Origin of the sequence: Gilliamella apicola (assembly GCF_000599985.1) — a bacterium.
GTDB classification, from domain to species: Bacteria; Pseudomonadota; Gammaproteobacteria; order Enterobacterales; family Orbaceae; genus Gilliamella; species Gilliamella apicola.
Window position 1 is genome coordinate 1,425,098 of the sequence record NZ_CP007445.1, and the last position, 18,077, is coordinate 1,443,174.

The window sequence follows — 18,077 nt, forward strand, 5'->3', positions numbered from 1 at the left end:
TCAGTAGTAAAATTTACTAATAACTCCAAGTTAATAGTATATGAACTTTTTTGCATATTATCATTATATTATTAACCGATATAATTTATGTCTAGCAACAAAATGGGTAACACATTCTTTTCTAAAGGAAACATAAATGAAACTAAAAGTCATTACTTCAGCGTTATTATTTAGTACAACTTTATTTGGAGCAACCGCTATGGCAGATATTCATTCACAAACTGTTATTGAAATTCCGACACAAACGATTCAATTGGAACAAAATTGGGATAAAATTTTCCCTAAAAGCGATAAAGTTGAACACCATAAAGTTACCTTCAAAAACCGCTATGGTATTACACTTGCCGCTGACTTATATATTCCTAAGGACGTTATTGGCAAATTACCGGCGGTTGCAGTGAGTGGTCCATTTGGCGCAGTAAAAGAGCAATCATCAGGTTTATACGCACAAACGCTAGCTGAACGTGGATTTATTACTGTAGCATTTGACCCGTCATTTACGGGGGAAAGTAGTGGCTTGCCACGTAATCAAGCCTCTGGTGATATCAATACTGAAGATTTTAGTGCTGCAATTGATTATCTTGGCTCCCTCGATAATGTTGATCAAAACAGAATCGGTATTTTAGGGGGATGTGGTTGGGGTGGAATGGCGTTAAATGCAGCAGCAATTGATACTCGAATTAAAGCCGTAGCCACCAGTGTTATGTATGATATGAGTCGTGTTATATCAAAAGGTTATAATGATAGCATGACTAAAGAACAACGATTAGCTATGAAACAAGCCTTAAATGATAGCCGTTGGGATGATGCAAAAAATGGTTATGCCACTAAAAATCCGAGAAATAACATTCCGGCAGATCAAATAACCGATGAAACACCTAAATTTATGGCTGATTATTCCCGTTTTTATACCACTGAACGTGGATTCCATATTCGAGCGGCTAATTCTAATCCCGATGGTTCTTGGGTATTAACAATGCCGCTTTCATTTGCCAATATGCCACTATTAAGCTATGCCAATGAAATCAGTGCAGCAACATTAATTGTAGCGGGTGAAAAAGCCCATTCTCGTTACTTCTCGGAAGATGCTTTTAAAGCGGTTGGTAGCCAAAATAAAGAATTAGTCATTGTTCCTGATGCTAGCCATACTGACTTATATGACAATAGAACTAACAAAATTCCATTTGATAAATTTGAACAGTTCTTTAAAGACAATTTGAAATAATCATACTTAATCAATTTAGCTTATTCACATTGTAAAAAGCCACCAAAATTTGGAGGCTTTTGTGTTTTTACGATAAGTTATTTAAAAGTTTTTAAACATTTTATTTATGACTAAATATCAACATAATTAAAGAATTACTCCTGTTTCCACCAGTGAGTAAAATGCTTTTCTCGTCCGTCTAGCCAAATGGGTTGGACAATGATCGGGGGTAAATAAGTCAAACTAAGGATCTTGACTGTTATCGGTAATGCGTTTAAATGGCTCATATCAAGGATGATTTGAGATTGAGAAACGCCCTACATGCGCAGGCATTAACGCATTGGCCTGTAAATCTTTAGCCGCAAGTATGGCTTGTTTAGGAGTCATGTGAATATCCGCTCAACGCGCATCGTATTGACCACTATCTAAAATACCAAATCAAAGCCATTAATTAGATTCGCTATCTGTTTAAAGTGCGGTCCATAGTGGCGGGCAGGTAAAACATAATGCGTAAAATCATTGTCTAATGTTAATTCGCTATACCTGTCATACGATTTTTCGAATATCTCCAATAATGTAAATGGGCTCCAACACCCAATGGAACAATTGCTTGTTTGACTTTATTATATAAACCAGTCACGGTTGGATAATCGAGATGATCCCAGTGATCATGTAATATCAGTAAATAATCAATCTCTGGCAAATCTATTACACGATATGATGTTGTGCCACTAAAGGCTTTATTTAAAAAAAGAGAATGAGGTGCATAATCACTTAATACCAGATCGATTAAGATACGTTTACCATGTAATTGTACATAATAATAGGAGTGACCAAGCCATATAAGCAAATCTTCGTTACTTGCTAAAGCATTAAGATCTGTTTTTATTGCAGGCAAATTCTGACTGCGGACGGTTTCTTTATTACCATAAAAAAAATCATTCCACAAAATGGAAAAGATGTAGGAATCATTTGCTAATTTTTGTGTTGGAATAAGATTATGAAATTGACCATTCGTATAATTAGGGGGGAACTTGTGATTTGTGCCAACAGTTCGTCTTGTGGCGATTGACCAAATTTGGGAGCGCGTAAAATAATCCATGCCGTGATTGCCAGTGCAACGGATAAAAGTAATAATATTACCACCATTTTATAAATCCACTTTTCATATTTTAATGCCTTATTTAATTTACTCCACACGACTTATTGTTGCCACAAAATCCTGTTTTAAATTTGCTAATACCGATCGGCCAGACTCAATATGACCCAATGTATACAATTGTGAATTTGTTCCTACACCTTGATAAAACAGAGCCAAATTGCCCCAAGGCGCATAATAAGTAAAATCTCCAGAAATATGAGCGGCACTTGCCATACCTTGAGTAATTAAGCGTTGTGGCAGATAAGCGATCTTCTCGGCACCAACATAATCACTAAAAGTCAGTGTTAAAGGTAGTAGTGCCAGTAGCTGATGACTGGCAGGAGTACCGAGCAAATTGACTATCACTTGCTGATCGTCAATAGTCAGTTTTATTTTTGCTAATGTTGTACTTTCAGTTTTTTGACTAAACGCCGAGAAACTCATCAAAAGTGTAATAAATGCGGTTATAAACAAGTTTAATTGTCGTAATAGATGTCTATTTATCATGATGATATCGCCTAGAGTGAGAATTATAATGTAATAAGATACGATTTTGATTATATGGTGCAATCGTTTTAGGTGTGACCATAAAGGCAGTAACATTACCAAGCTGCGTAGCTGTAACACTGACTTGCATTCGTTCTTTTAACGTAGGAAGTGTTTTTAATGTTTGGGAAGCAATCGTATCGACCCATTGATGCCATTCGGCATTAATTTTAGGATGATCATTCCAAAAAGGGGGGGCGCCAGAGACTAAAGGTTGTAATGACTGATTCACTGTTGATAGATTTGGATAATGTTGCACAGCCACTTCTGCCGTGTTCGCAAGTGTTGTTTGTACAAAAGTTAGCATAAACACTAAAGTCGTAAACTTGAATTTCATTTGTGATCCTTTTTATCTATATAAGATTGATTAAGCAAGGTTGCCTGTTACTTTTTTATATAAACTAAAACACAAGGCGGTAATGACGGCACCCATAATACAAATAATCGTGGCCGTGATAAAAATGCCACTAACCCCTAATTGGTCAAAGGTCATTCCACCAACACCAGCCGCTAAACCAATGGAAAATTGAATCGCGGCAACCGATAATCCACCAACCAGTTCAGCTTTATCAGCAAGCGTTCGAGTGATCCACGTTGACCAACCAACAGGGATAAATCCAAACATAAATCCCCAAGCAATCACTAATGTAGTATCCATAGTCACATTATCAGAACTTAAAAACCTATATTTAATAAATAAGAGCATGGCTATAGCAGCTAAGACTAAATGAATGGCGATCATCACAGGTCTAAAAAATCGGCCAAGTAGTAAACCCGCAACAAAGGTTCCGATGCAATTAGCGATACCAAACACCAATAAAATAAGGGTTAATGGACCGGCTTGTAGTGCTAAATTGTGCTCTAAAAACGGTCGCAGATAAGTAAAAAAGAGGTGATAACCTCCATAACTAAAAATTGTACCGATAATGCCAAAAAAACACCAATTTTGCTTAAATAGGGCAAACATATTTTTAAAATTACTGCTTTCACACGGTGGTAAAGATGGTAGGGTAAGCCGTTGCCAAACTAGCGCGATAAAACTTAACGCCGCAGCAATAAAAAACACATTACGCCAACCGACTAAATGACCTAAATAACTGGCAAGAGGCAGTGAAATAATCGTTGCAACCGACACTCCGGCATAGACAATACTTAATGCTCGAGGAATATCTTTACTCGGCGCTAATTGTAATACTACAGCAGATGCCATTGACCAAAATCCGCCAACACAAATCCCTAATAGCGCTCGACCAATCAGCATAATGAAATAATTAGGCGCAACAGCAATGAACAAATTGGATAATACTAATAAAATAGAAAAAGTAAATAATACTACTCGACGATTAATATTTTGGGTCATGGGTGCGAGAACCAAACTGGTGACTACCGCAAAAATCCCCACCATTGTGACGCTTTGGCCTGCTTGACCTTCAGTAATATTTAAATCTTGTGCGATAGGTGTTAATAAGCTAATGGGAATAAATTCCGCGGCAATCAAACTTGTTACCCCAATAAATAGCGAGAATATTGCTCCCCAATACGCCGTACTTGGGGAATTTAATAAGTTATCTGACATGGTTAATCCCATTATTATATTAAAGACCAATGAATTGAATGGTTATGGAATGGGTCATAGTTTAAATAGCAGCTAAAGATATGTAAATTACTTATATCTTATGGTTATTTATGCCTTAAAAGCATAGGTTAAGCTGTATTTAATATCATTAATATCAATAAAAAGAAGTCATAAGAATAAGCTCAGCAAAATAGGAGGATCATTTTGCTCACTTCTATATTCAGAGGGATTTATTGAGAAAAAGCCTGTTTCATTCGCTGTAAACAGATTTCAGCTGCTTTTGAAAAAATTTGATAACGTTTCCAAACTAAGTGAATATCTACCATTAATTGTGGCTCTAAAGGTTTAAAGCAAAGATGACTATTACCAGTTGTGTTAATCAGCTTATCAATACTTAATGCATAACCCATGTTTTTTTCAACCATCAGTGAGGCATTGTAAAGTAGGTTATATGAGCCAATCACATTGAGTTTATCTAAATCACGTTTTAACCAGCGCGTAATTCGGTTATCAACTTCTTTCTGTTTAGAGATAATAAGTGGCAAGTTCCATAAATCGCTAGGTCTAATCACATCTTGATGCGCAAGTGGACTATCTTTACGCATTAACACTCCCCAAGTATCTTTTTCGGGCAATAGTAACGACTCATATTTGCTGATATTTTCCGCACCAATTAATAATCCAAAATCGAGTAAGCCTTTATCGATACGTTCTGTTACTTCATCAGCATCACCACTATAAATATGCACATGAATTTGCGGATAGTCGTGTTGTAATGCCTTAACAACCTCAGCAATTAATCCCATGGCATGGGTTTCGCCACAGCCAATATAGATATCGCCACTGACTTCCTCAGCTGAGGTTTGAAACTCTAATTCAGTTTTTTGCACTAATTCTAAAATTTCTTCAGCACGTTTGCGTAAATGCATACCTTCATCGGTTAAGGTAATTTTACGACTGCCTCGAATAAATAAGGTTTTACCAAATTCTTGCTCTAATTCAGCCAGTTGACGAGATAATGTTGGCTGAGTCAGATGTAAATACTCAGCAGCCGCAGTGATACTTTCCTCTCTAGCAAGAGCTAAAAAATAACGTAATACTTTAATATCCAAAATCACCTCACATACAACTATTTTTTATGCTTAAAAAGTATAACAATAATTAAGTTATAGGAAAGAGGTATGTTGTTTTTATGTATAGTTCGAATGTAGAGTTATGTATAGTTAAAATGTAGACCATACATAGCGCAAACCATTATACAATAATGGCTTATAATAAATCATGTATAGTATGTACAGTTTTTTATAAAATTTTATTTTAATGGGGGAATTTCTTTACCACTCAAATTTGGGTACTGCCTAATTGACCAGATTTTTACACCTGCGAAAAATAACTTTAAATCAAAAATAAGCGAGTACTAAAAACACCCAATTTTAGCGGTCACTTTTCTTTTTAGGTATATGTTTGGTATACGAAAATAGTTTTTAAAATCAAAAAACCTGTATTGATAAGCATTTTCATGGTGCTGTTAACATTCTCAATAGACAAGCTCGATTTATTAATAGTATCGTTTTTGATGATCTTGATTTAGCTGATGAGTTTCCTAATTTAGCAACGGGAATTATGATTTTGTTAGGTAACTTTAATTCTGTTGAAAGTGACAGAGTGATTAAAGAACTTGATAAATATTGGAATCGGGTTAAAAAGGATGGTGTTGATACTCGTACTTGGCCAGCAGGCAATCCAGGATTAGATCTTGATCACATATTTACCAGTCCTAATCAAGTGTAGAGCAATTAACTATACCTAATGATGGTAATGAATGGAACGGCATCAAATGGCATTAGTCAGTGACCATATACCTGTTATTGCTAAGTTAAAATTATTAGAACAATAAAAAATGGGCGGTATGCCCATTTTTTATCATTTAAGGAATAATGAATTTAATCACCAAGTTTAGCTATGTAGTGTTTTTAAAATAATTTATTAATAGATTTAAATAGCATCTTTTTCAAAATTAGTACTCTATTGAAAAGGTTTAGTTTGAAAAGAGTATTAGATAAAAGATTCACTATCCGACCGTTTAGTTAGCAGATGATGTAAGTTAACTTTTTCTTCTGGCAAGGTTGATAGCTTTATGATTATCATTAGCCCAAGTAATAAGAGCATTCATGGGTTTTAAAAATGATTGTCCTAAATCTGATAAAGCATATTCAACACGTGGTGGGGCTTCGGCATAGATGGTTCTAACAATATAACCATCTTTTTCTAGTTTTTTTAATGTGCGCGAAAGCATTTGCCGAGAAATGTCACCAATTTCTTTATGTAATGCAGTAAAACGTATCGTTCGGTTTTCAAGTGTTTTTAAAATTAATAAACTCCATTGATCACCAATTCTATCAAGCACATCACGGATTGGGCAGTGATGATCAAATTGGCTTGAAGTATCATCAAATTGTTTAGTCATTTTAACTCTATTTTTCTGATAATATTTAAAAAAGTAACATTGATGTGACCTAGTTACGCTATGGTTACTTATTGTTTTGGTTGAATTTTATTGTTACCATTTAATAAGTCTACATTATAGATTAATATAAATTGATTGCACGGATTTTCGAGTTTTATTGACTATTTAGGAGTGAATATGAGTATTTTAAAAAACAGTTTTGTAGCAATATCATTATTATTCATAGCAACTGGTGCAATTGCTAATGACAAAGCAACTCGTGATATAGCCCAAGAAGAAAAGAACAAAACATTGGTTGTTAATTTTTATAATGATTTCTTTAATAAACATCAAATAAGCGAAGCAATAAATAGTCTTACTGAGGATTATAAACAGCATAATCCTTATGTTCCAGATGGTCGAGAGGCAGTTGTTACCTACTTTACCGCATTTTTCAAAGAACATCCTCAATCCAGTGCGCGCATTGTTCGTAGCTCTGTAGATGGAGATCTTGTTTGGCTTCACGTTCATTCTAAAGAAAATGAAGAAGATCTTGGTAAAGCGGTACTTGATATATTTCGTGTCAAGGACGGTAAAATTGTTGAACACTGGGATGTAATTCAAAATGTGCCTGCAAATGCTGTAAATTCTAATACCATGTTTTAACGAGTATTCGCCTTTAACCAATATTATTTTAAAAGATACGATGTGTTAATTAATACGGCGTCTTAATAAATGTCCAATTTAAATAAAAGCACTTAATTAGTGCTTTTATTTATTATTCTTTCAATATTTAATTGTTTCAACTACCTCAATTTTCACTATTTAACATTTTTAGCGTAAATAGAAAATACAAATTATTTGCTAGATTTATAAAAAACATTCTCCCTACTCATGTAACAGACTGAAACAACAATAGTGAGAGCCGCTATATTTTTCTTTTCATTTTTTACTAAACCCAATATACTTGCCAGCCTATTAATTGATAATAATTATCATTACTAATTGCGTGGTTAATATTAAATAATTATCTATCATTTAAATATCAATTAATGTTATGTAAGGAATTAAATATGAAATGTAAAAAGACAGGTCTATTATTGCTCTTTATGAGTTGCTCTCTCCACGCGGAATCATTGATAGGTAAGAACCCTACGCCTGATAAGGATGATAAACAACAAGTAACCAATAAATCTCGTTCGCCTAATTCAGCTAACAATAATATTCAAAATGATGATATTGAGGATGTTATAACCGTTATTGCTCGGTCGGATTCTCAAGATGAACTGAAAAAGATTAATAGTGTTATTGCTGGTCGTTCTACATTATCTTCAAGACTAATTGAACAAAAACAAGCCGACAATGTGGCAGAATTACTCAATACATTACCTGGTGTAAGTTCTGCTGGTTCAGTAAGACCAGGCGGACAAACTTTAAATATTTGGGGATTTGGCAAAGTTGAAGATGTCAAAATTATTGTTGATGGTGCGCAAAAAGGCTTTCAAAAGTATCAGCAAGGTTCTGTGTTTGTTGAGCCTGAATTACTTAAACAAGTTGAAGTTAATAAAGGCCCACACGATGTAAAGTTTGGTAATGGAGGCTTTGGCGGTGTGGTTAAAATGGAAACTAAAGATGCGATAGATTTGCTCGATCCTGATCAATATGTTGGTGCTTTGGTGAAGTACAGCTTCCATTCTAATAATCATCAAAATATGGTGACAAGTGCCGTTTACGGGCGAACACAAGATGATATGTTCGATGGATTGGTTTATTATACCAATCGCAATAGTGGTAATTTTAAGCGACCTGACGGTTCCAGATTCGTCTTTTCAGAGGACGATATGGATACATATATGGCTAAGTTAAATTTCAGGCCTAATGAAGAACACACGTTTACTGTTTCGGGTATTCGTTCTAAGCGTGATTCATGGCAACCCTGGGCAGCTAAATATGTTGAAAAAATGACACCACCAACAGCTGATCAAATCAAAAAGTATGGCTATAAAGCTGCGTGGTTAAGAAAATTAGTCAAACGCGATCAAACTGATGAATCAGCACAATTTAAATGGAATTACCAACCAACCTATAATCCATTTATTAATTTTACTTTACATACTACTTATTCTAAAACCAAACAACATGATACGCGTCCGAGTAAATATAATCCCGTTTCATCTTTGGGTACTATGGGTAATGAAAGTTGGGTAAGTTATACAGACAAAACCGTTGAACTTGAAAATATCAGTATCTTTTCTACAGGACCAATTGATAATGCTTTAAAAATAGGTGCACAAGTACATTTACACGACCGTGATACCCTGATGTATTATAAGGGTTATGAAAAGAAACCTAACTATAATAATGGTTATTTTCAACCCGCTTATATGCCATCTGGTAAACAACAAAATTATAGTTTTTATATCCAAGATGAGCTTTCTATTGATACATTTGTTCTAACGCCGTCGCTTCGTTATGATTATGTTCGTAATCATGGTAAGCAAAATTATGCTTCAGCTTACAACGATCCAGATCCTCGCTTTGGTCATGACTATTCACCCGTGAATTATTCTGGTTGGACACCAAGATTTGGAGCTTATTGGCAAACAACACAAAATATCGGATTTTTTAGTGATATTAGTTATGCTTGGCAAGCTCCGACAATTGATGAAACATATGAAGTGCAATTTACCCCTAAAAATGGTGGTTCAGGTAAAATCAGTGCCACGAGTCGTAATTTAGAAAAAGAGCGTAACTTATCAATTCGGGCAGGTAATATCCTCGATTTTAGTAATATATTATTAGAAAATGATAAATTACAAATTAGAAATACTTTATTTAGGCAGCAAGTTAAGAACGAAATTTTTGTTACACGGGGCTTTAATGGTTCAATTTGTGGACCTGGTAATTCATGCCCGCTTGGTCAATCCAATTATCATAATGTTCCGGGGAAATTAGTAATACATGGCTTTGAATTAGAGGCTTTCTATGATAGCCGATATTGGTTTGCCAGTGCCACTTACTCTATCCAAAAAGGAGAACGAGATTCAACACCGCAAGCAACATGGATGCATAACAAAACTTATGTGGCAACGATTGCTCCGCGCACAGCAACCTTAACTACTGGTTTTAAAATACCTGAATGGAATGTTCGGGCAGGTTGGAATGCTCAATTTGTGAGAAAACAAGATCGCACAGGTCTTGAAGATAGAAATCATGATGGTATTAAAGATCTGGGCGCTTATGGTTTAGGGCGTTCATCAGGCTATTCAATTCACAATTTATTTGCAACATGGCAACCAACATTTTTACCGAAAGCGGAAGTTAAGTTAGCTGTTGATAATCTATTTAATAAAGATTATAGACTCTATTTAGGTGAAAATACCTATGGATTAGCGCGTAACTTTAAAGCTAGTTTTTCATATCGATTCTAGTTGTTAGTTCATATTCCACTGAATAATAAAGTGGAATATGATAAATTTATTTGGATTAATTTTTTTATAGTTAATGATATTACTAAACCTAAACAAAAGAATTTCTATTTTTTGTTAGTAATCCCAAATGGAATATGTACTGATGGTAATATTTTGGAGCATTTTTCTAAATGTAACTCTTGATCATCAAAGAAAATATGTGGTTTCATAATTTCCAAAACTTTATTTTTGTCAATTCCCCCTAAAAAGAAAGCTTCATTAATTTCAATACCTAATTCCCTTAGAGTTCTTATAGCTCTTTCATGAGAAGGGGCATTTCTGGCTGTTACAAGAGCAATTTTTAAAATTGCTTTATATGTAGAATCCATTTTTATTCTTTCATGTTCAATTTTTTGTATTTGAACTAAACGATGAATAAAATTAATTAATGGTCCAGGGTTGTGAAGTATTTCTTTTTTAGTTTTTTCATTTTCATGAAAATCATTTAGATTTTTGGATGCTTGATATATACTCTCTGGCTCATCATCGATTATCACACCGTCAAAATCAAATGCGATACGAAGTTCATTATCATTTGGATCATCCTCAATATTCCCTTTAAGTACTTTTCCTGCTGGATAATTATCATTTATGGCTTTAGTAACATCATCCATATTTGCAGATAAAAATAATTCAATATCAAAAGCGGGAATGTATTTTAAAGGTGATGAACCTTGTAAAAATACAGATCTAGTAATATTTAATTGATAATTTTCTATTGACTTCATTACTCTTAATCCTGTATCAGGATCATTTCTTGATAATAAAATAACTTCCACCAGCGGATCATTGGGAGATAATTTATTTAATGTTAAAAGTCTTTTAATGAATGGGAAAGCAACACCTTTTTCCAATGGGATGTCTTCATGTTCTCTTTGAAATTCCCGGTATTTTTGTTCTCCTTGTTCTCTAAAAATTTTATCAGATTCTTCTAGATCAAAAAGAGCGCTAGATGCCAAACCTATAACCAGTCTTGATGTTAGATCGTATGCCATACTTCCATTTTTCCTATTTCAATCAATATGTTATATTATATCAATTGGTAATTTATATGCAATTTTATGAATCTTGAAAATGTTCTTTTTAGTATTATTAATTTTCAAATCTTATTTTTAATACAATTTATCTCTATAAAATTACAGTAAAACATAGCGTTTGGATTGTTTAATCCATATAACTAAAAACAGGGTTCGGCCTAAACTAAATAAAATATAAGAAAACCATAATCCATTATTTCCAAAGACTGGTACGGCAAAGTATTGTGCTATAAACCAAACTAACAACGCTAATAGCATTGAGTCGCGTATAGATGAGGTGTAGCTAATACCTGAAAATACGCCATAATAGATTAATCCTCCAGCTGCAACAATAGGGAATATCATTAACCAAGATTGATACTGAAGCGATAGGGTTATAATCTCAGTTTGATTCGTTAATAGTTTTATAATTGCAGTATCAAAGGCTAACCAAATTGCAATCAAAATTATTGGGCAAATAATGCAAGCTTGTAGTGACCATCGTAAAGTTTGATTATAAAGTTGAATATTTTTAGTTCCTTTAGCTCGACCACTAAAGACGCTTGAAGCATTAGCAAAACCGTCAAATAGGTAAGCCATCATATAATGAATCTGAAATAAAACGGCATTAGCGGCTAATACTTCGGTATTGAATGTTGAACCAATCGAAATAAAGTGATTAGTTACCGTTAATAAACAGATGGTGCGGATCATTAAATTAGTATTAACTAAAATGACCCCTTTTAATGATTGCCATGACAAAATAGATTTTATATCTATTTTTTGCTTAGTTTTGGGTAAGTATCGGTAGATAAACCAAATACCGACCAAAGTACAACATATTTGGGCAATCAGTGTCGCAAAAGCCACTCCTTGAATGTCCCAATGCATCCACCAAACAAAAAGCATTGCCATTATAATATTCAATAGATTGATAAAGACTTGTAAAAATAGCACGGCTTTAACTTTTGATATCCCCATTAACCAACCCACTAGGACATAATTAATCAGAACAAAAGGGGCTCCAAAAATTAAAATCGAAAAATAGAGATCCGCATAATGCTGTACATCTTGACTAGGTTGGATAATGTGCATTGAGGCGCAAAAAATCAATTTTTGAAAAATAATAAATATCAAACCTAAAAAGATAGCAATAAATAAAGGTCTGATAAGAGAAGATCTTAATAATAAACAATCATCCAAAGCTTGCGCGGCAAAACCAGTAGTACTGACTCTTAAAAATCCAAATAACCAATAAATGGTATTAAATATTACTGTCCCTATGGCAATACCAGCAATAAAGGTAGGATTAGGCAAATGACCAACTAAAGCCGTATCGACCACTCCAAGTAAAGGGGTGGTAATAGTTGAGAGAATAAACGGAATAACTAACTTAAGATAATCTTTAAACTGATATTGATGATTCGTAGTTGATGAATGGGTCATTTTTAAAAACCTAAAATTGATTCAAGTAACTGTTTAGAATAAGGATTTTTAACTTGACTTAATTGTTCTATTTTATCAATGAATTCAACGATTTCACCTTTATAAAAAAAAGCAATTTTATCACAAAGGTAAGTGATTGTGGTTAGATCATGCGTAATAAAAATACTGGTTAATTTTAGCTGTTTTTGCAAATCGGCAAGTAGTTCTAAAATTTGGGTTTGGACCGAAATATCTAATGAACTTACTGCTTCATCAAATAAAATAAATTGAGGAGTGCAGGCTATCGCTCTTGCAATGCAGACGCGTTGCAATTGACCACCACTCATTTCGTGTGGAAGCCGCTCATAAAAAGAGCTATCTAATCCTACTTGTTCTAATAAAACATTGATACGCTTCTTTCGATCATTTTTAGTTAACTTTTCATAAATATCAAGCGGTTCAGCAATAATCTGTGCGGCAGTAAAATAGGGGTTAACAGAAGCATTATAATCTTGAAATACCGCGCTGATATTTTTACGCATGGCTGATTTTTTCCATGTGCGAGTACTCATATCTTGTCCATTAAAATAAATTTTGCCACTGTCAGGTTTTTCTAAGCCTAAAATTAGCTTTCCTAATGTACTTTTCCCACTACCACTTTCACCAATAATACCGAGACACTCTCCTTGTTTTAAATCAAACGATACCCCTTTAATAACTGTCGTTTTTTTATTACTAAACAAACGTTGGTTAGGTTGTAGAAAAGATTTTTTCACATTAGCAACTTGTAATAACGGTGGCATTAAATTGTCTCCAATATTAAGTTTGGATGATTGGCATAAGTAACCGCATTAAATTTATTCAATAATTGTTTGCGAGTATTGATTAGGTAACGAGTATATTCATGTTTGGGATGATAAAAAATCTGATCACGACTCCCCGATTCAACAATCTTACCTTTGTTCATCACTATAATTTCATCGGCAATATGATGAATGACGCCTAGATCATGAGAAATAAAGATCATGGTCGTTTTGGATTTGATCTTTCCAAGCATTTTTAGAATATGAAACTGGCTAATCGAATCTAATGCCGTTGTCGGTTCATCGGCGATAATAAGTTCAGGCTCAAGCATTAACGCCATACCAATCATTATTCGTTGTAGCATGCCACCACTTAACTGATGCGGGTACTTTTTATAAATCTCTTTGGGTTTTTCGAGCCCTATATTTTCAATCATCGCTATCGTTTTAGCAATAGCATCGTTTTTGTTAATAATGAGATGCGCTTGCAGGGTTTCGACCACTTGCTTACCAATGCAATAAAGTGGATCAAATGCACTCATTGGGTGTTGTAAAATTATCGAAATGACACTACCACGCATTTGATTCAACGTCTTTTTATTCTGTTTTAATAGATCGAACGCTAAATTAGCATTTTGCGGTTTAAACAGTATTTGCCCAGTCACACTAAAATAAGATTCTAATAAGCCGATGATAGCTTTACATGTTAAACTTTTGCCACTGCCACTTTCCCCAACAATACCTAAACATTGATGATGATTGACTGTAAACGAAATATCATCGAGTAGCTTGTTACCATTATCAAGGGTAATGGTCAGTTGTTTTACGGCTAACAATGGGCTACTCATGCAGTTTTTTCCTTTGGATCTAAAATATCTCGTAAACAATCACCCAACATATTAAATGCTGCTACAACGATTAAAATGGCTATACCCGGGAAGACCATTTGCATCGGGTGCTGCGTCATTACATTTTTTGCTTCACTTAACATTAATCCCCATTCAGCGGTAGGAGCTTGGACGCCTAATCCAATAAAAGATAAAGCCGAGATATTTAAGATTACCCAACCCGTATCTAACGTTGCTAATACAACCAGTTCTGCCATTATATTAGGCAATAAATGACGACAAATGATAAAAGAATGTGGTGCGCCAATGGCTCGTGAAAAAAGAATATAATTTTTGCGGCTATACTTTATCACTGAACTTCGAATCATCCGACTGTACCAAGCCCATTTAACTACAATATTAGCAATAATGACGTTTTCGATACCTACGCCTAACACACCAACAATAGCTAAAATCATCACTTGGCTAGGGAATGAGAGCATGATGTCGCAAAGACGCATTATACATTCGTCAAGTTTACCTCGCCGATAACCAGAAATAAGGCCGATGACACTACCAACGATTATTGTAATGATCATAGTTAACAGTGATAAGAATAGGGTTGAGCGAATACCGTACAGGAGTCGTGAAAAAATATCACGACCAAGATGATCGCAACCAAGCCAATGTTCGCTCGATATCGCAGCATATTTACGAACGATGCGAACTTTATTGGGATCAAACGGTGCAATATAAGGTGCTAATATCCCTAAAATAATCATTGTGATGATAATGATCAGGCAAATTAACGCCGTTTTATTGTTAATAAGTTTCTTAGTTAGATTCATATAGCACCACCATTATCACGTAATCGGGGATCTAACCATTGATGAATAACATCTACAATAAAGTTACATACCACAAATAAAATAGCCATAATCAATATATAAGCTTGAATGACGGGATAATCGCGATTCATAATCGCTGCGATACACAAACGACCCAACCCCGGCCAAGAAAATATATATTCGACAACAAAAGAGCCAGCAATTAATTGCGGAATGGTCATGCCTAAGGCGGTGATAGTTGTATGCAGTGAATTAACAAGCACATGTTTAACTATAATAGTTTTTTCTTTCAAACCTCGACAACGAGCATAAAAGACCGAATAATTATGCATATTTTCAAGCATATTATTGCGAATAAAACGGATATAAGTTGAGATATAAACAAACGATAAAGTTAAAGTTGGTAAAATCAGATTTTGCAATGAGCCATAACCATTGGTAGGCAGTAAATCTAAATAATTGGCAAACAGCCAAATAAATAGTAAACCTAACCAATAACTCGGCATTGCCGTGCCAAGAAAAATAATAATACGAACGATATGATCGAAAGCTGAATTAGCAAAAATTGCACATAATACGCCTAAAATTAAACTGATGATGAGGGTAAATGCAAATGACGACATTGCTAAAACTAATGTAGGAATTAAGCTGCGAATCATCTCATCCCAAACGAGTCTGTCTCGATGAATAAAAGAACGACCAAAATCAAGATGTAAAACATCATAGAGCCAAATAAAATATCGTTCAAAAAAAGGCTTATTTAACCCTAGCTCTTGGCGCATACTTTCAATAGCATCAGGGGTTGGCATGATTTCGTTTAAACGTAATGCAACTTCAGCAGGATCAGAAGGCGCTAGATTGATAAGCAAAAAAGCGATAAACGAGATACCGAATAATATCGGTATCATCATCGTTAAACGTTTAATAATATAATTTAACATTATTGGTTAATAATATTAGTCTTTTAAAAATGCATTTTCTCAAATGGAATATCAAACTGAGACGGAGCAAACTCAATTCCTTTTAAAGATTTAACCGCAATCGCACGATTACGCTCATAAGTTAGCGGAATATAAACTGCTTCATTATGCAAGGTTTCTAGCACGTAACGAAATAGATCTTGTCGCTCTTTTTCATCAGTTGATATTAATGCTTTACTGATATTTGCATCAATTTGTGGTTTTTCTTTTAAGCCTTGTTGCGCCATGTAATCACCATATACAGGTAATTTCATCCCTGATAAAAATGATTGTGGATCATATGGCGTACCCCATGAGATATCAAACACCATATCAAAATCACCGGCTTTTTGGCGATCACGATAACCTTGTTCTTCTTCACCGTGTATATTAAGTTTTAATCCAACTTGTTCAAATTCATCTTGCATATATTGGGCAATTGTTTTTTGAGAGGCGGTATTACTGTCGTAATATAAAGTAATTTCAAAAGGTTTACCGTCTTTTTGACGATAATCTTGACCTTTAACTTTCACCCAGCCCGCTTTATCAAGTAGGGTTTCTGCTAATTTAGTGTCATATACATAAGGTTTTAAACTAAGATTAGCATAAGGAATATTGGTTGCCATTAATGTATCAGCAGGAGCTTCACTGTTATTGAAAATACCCTCTGAGATATCTTTTTTACTGATGATATGTTCAATTGCTTGGCGCACATTAACATCACTAAGTTGGCTTCGAGTTGTATTCATTAGAACAATTCGGCTTGAAACTGGCTTAGACATTAAGGTTTGAAACTTATCCATGGCAGAAAAACGTTCAAACGAATCAGCATCAACCATATTTTTACCATAAATCAGATCGATTTCGCCTTTTTCCAATGCCATTAGTCGGCTTTGATTATCCGCGATAACTTTCATAGTCACTTTTTTTAGTATTGGTTTAGCTCCCCAATAAGTTGGATTTGCGTTAAATACCGCATATTGATCTTTCTTATGATCACCTAAAACATACGGACCGGTACCAATGTAAGACTTAACACCATTTTTAGTTTCACCGTCGATCATTGAGTTAGGTGAAATAAACCGCATTGGACGAGTTACGGCAATCTCAATCATGAAAGGGTAGTAAGGTTCAGAAAGGTTAACTTGTAGCGTGTAATCATCTACCGCTTTCACTTCCGTAATTAAGCGTACCATTTCTAACCAAGTGTGACGGACTTTATTTGATAACACGGCATCCCAGTTTAGTTTTGCACTGTGCGCATCAAATTTTACGCCGTCACTAAATGTAACATCTTTTCTGAGTTTAAACGTGTAAGTTTTACCGTCGTTACTAATAGTCCAGCTTTCCGCGAGCCAAGGCGAAAAAGTACCGTCTTCGTTATAGTGAACTAATGATTCATACAACATATTTTGCGCCCACATTTCACCAGAGTATAAATGCGGATTCAAATCACGAATATCACGAAAATTTGCGAAAGTAATATCATCTTTAGCAAAACTGTTAAAACTACAGCAGCTAAAAATCAGAACGATAAGTATTTTTTTTAAATGAGAGAAATTGAAAAACATACCTATTCCATTAAACAATTATTCTTAGGAGGGCGAATAATATAACAAATGATAATGATAATCAATATCATTTAAAACAAGGTGATTTAAAAACAAACAGAGTAGTAAATTTATCTTAAGTAAATAATAACACATTTTGTGTGGTTAATCTTACTAAAAATTAACATTTATAAAAACTAGCGTTTAAAAAAATAATAAAACAATTATTATCAAATTACTTTATAATGCTTAGGATTATTCATTTT

17 protein-coding genes are annotated in these 18,077 nt (G+C 34.3%); 4 read left to right on the plus strand and 13 right to left on the minus strand.

The window, feature by feature from the left end; all coding sequences use genetic code 11:
• The first annotated feature begins 136 nt into the window (after positions 1-136).
• Positions 137-1,225 carry an alpha/beta hydrolase gene (locus tag GAPWK_RS06635; protein WP_025315474.1) on the plus strand — a complete coding sequence of 363 codons (1,089 nt, stop codon included), beginning with the start codon at positions 137-139 and terminating at the stop codon, positions 1,223-1,225.
• Positions 1,226-1,733: 508 nt separating this feature from the next.
• Here GAPWK_RS06635 and GAPWK_RS06640 read toward each other — a convergent pair.
• The 5 genes from GAPWK_RS06640 to GAPWK_RS06660 form a co-directional block, all read right to left on the minus strand.
• Positions 1,734-2,306, minus strand: coding sequence for an MBL fold metallo-hydrolase (locus GAPWK_RS06640; protein WP_051516248.1), 573 nt, complete (start codon positions 2,304-2,306; stop codon positions 1,734-1,736).
• Between the two features lie 87 nt (positions 2,307-2,393).
• Positions 2,394-2,852, minus strand: a complete 459-nt coding sequence (locus GAPWK_RS06645) for a cyclophilin-like fold protein (protein ID WP_025315475.1) — start codon at positions 2,850-2,852, stop codon at positions 2,394-2,396.
• Entirely contained in the window at positions 2,842-3,228 is a 387-nt protein-coding gene (locus tag GAPWK_RS06650) for a hypothetical protein (RefSeq protein ID WP_025315476.1), read from the minus strand. Before GAPWK_RS06650 ends, GAPWK_RS06645 begins: the two co-directional genes overlap by 11 nt.
• Positions 3,229-3,258: 30 nt before the next feature.
• Positions 3,259-4,467, minus strand: a complete 1,209-nt coding sequence (locus GAPWK_RS06655; RefSeq protein WP_025315477.1) for an MFS transporter — start codon at positions 4,465-4,467, stop codon at positions 3,259-3,261.
• 230 nt (positions 4,468-4,697) lie between these two features.
• On the minus strand, positions 4,698-5,579 hold the full coding sequence (locus GAPWK_RS06660; protein WP_025315478.1) for a LysR family transcriptional regulator: 882 nt from the start codon (positions 5,577-5,579) through the stop codon (positions 4,698-4,700).
• 511 nt (positions 5,580-6,090) lie between these two features.
• On the opposite strand from GAPWK_RS06660, the gene GAPWK_RS14880 reads away from it, so the two are divergent.
• The gene (locus GAPWK_RS14880; protein WP_158413585.1) at positions 6,091-6,258 is read left to right on the plus strand and encodes a hypothetical protein; all 168 of its coding nucleotides are present in this window, start codon (positions 6,091-6,093) and stop codon (positions 6,256-6,258) included.
• Between the two features lie 313 nt (positions 6,259-6,571).
• Here GAPWK_RS14880 and GAPWK_RS06670 read toward each other — a convergent pair whose 3' ends face one another.
• Positions 6,572-6,934 (minus strand): winged helix-turn-helix transcriptional regulator, encoded by a 363-nt coding sequence (locus tag GAPWK_RS06670; RefSeq protein WP_025315479.1) that lies wholly within the window; start codon positions 6,932-6,934, stop codon positions 6,572-6,574.
• Positions 6,935-7,111: 177 nt separating this feature from the next.
• Here GAPWK_RS06670 and GAPWK_RS06675 point away from each other — a divergent pair, with 177 nt between their 5' ends.
• Both GAPWK_RS06675 and GAPWK_RS06680 read left to right on the plus strand, forming a co-directional pair.
• Positions 7,112-7,579, plus strand: coding sequence for a nuclear transport factor 2 family protein (locus GAPWK_RS06675; protein ID WP_025315480.1), 468 nt, complete (start codon positions 7,112-7,114; stop codon positions 7,577-7,579).
• A 407-nt stretch (positions 7,580-7,986) separates the two neighbouring features.
• Positions 7,987-10,344, plus strand: a complete 2,358-nt coding sequence (locus GAPWK_RS06680; RefSeq protein ID WP_025315481.1) for a TonB-dependent hemoglobin/transferrin/lactoferrin family receptor — start codon at positions 7,987-7,989, stop codon at positions 10,342-10,344.
• A 104-nt stretch (positions 10,345-10,448) separates the two neighbouring features.
• On the opposite strand, the gene GAPWK_RS06685 is transcribed toward GAPWK_RS06680, so the two are convergent.
• The 7 genes from GAPWK_RS06685 to nikA all read right to left on the minus strand — a co-directional run bounded on the left by GAPWK_RS06685 (position 10,449) and on the right by nikA (position 17,832).
• Entirely contained in the window at positions 10,449-11,378 is a 930-nt protein-coding gene (locus GAPWK_RS06685; protein ID WP_025315482.1) for a 5'-nucleotidase, read from the minus strand.
• Positions 11,379-11,519: 141 nt separating this feature from the next.
• Complete coding sequence (locus GAPWK_RS06690; RefSeq protein ID WP_025315483.1) at positions 11,520-12,845, minus strand: MATE family efflux transporter; 1,326 nt, start codon at positions 12,843-12,845, stop codon at positions 11,520-11,522.
• A 2-nt stretch (positions 12,846-12,847) separates the two neighbouring features.
• Complete coding sequence (locus tag GAPWK_RS06695; protein ID WP_025315484.1) at positions 12,848-13,627, minus strand: ABC transporter ATP-binding protein; 780 nt, start codon at positions 13,625-13,627, stop codon at positions 12,848-12,850.
• Entirely contained in the window at positions 13,627-14,475 is an 849-nt protein-coding gene (locus tag GAPWK_RS06700; protein ID WP_051516249.1) for an ABC transporter ATP-binding protein, read from the minus strand. Before GAPWK_RS06700 ends, GAPWK_RS06695 begins: the two co-directional genes overlap by 1 nt.
• Complete coding sequence (opp1C, locus tag GAPWK_RS06705; protein ID WP_025315486.1) at positions 14,472-15,302, minus strand: nickel/cobalt ABC transporter permease; 831 nt, start codon at positions 15,300-15,302, stop codon at positions 14,472-14,474. The genes GAPWK_RS06700 and opp1C overlap by 4 nt, the downstream gene beginning before the upstream one ends.
• Positions 15,299-16,243 carry a nickel/cobalt ABC transporter permease gene (opp1B, locus tag GAPWK_RS06710; protein ID WP_025315487.1) on the minus strand — a complete coding sequence of 315 codons (945 nt, stop codon included), beginning with the start codon at positions 16,241-16,243 and terminating at the stop codon, positions 15,299-15,301. Before opp1B ends, opp1C begins: the two co-directional genes overlap by 4 nt.
• Positions 16,244-16,266: 23 nt before the next feature.
• Complete coding sequence (nikA, locus tag GAPWK_RS06715; RefSeq protein ID WP_025315488.1) at positions 16,267-17,832, minus strand: nickel ABC transporter substrate-binding protein; 1,566 nt, start codon at positions 17,830-17,832, stop codon at positions 16,267-16,269.
• Positions 17,833-18,077: the final 245 nt, after the last annotated feature.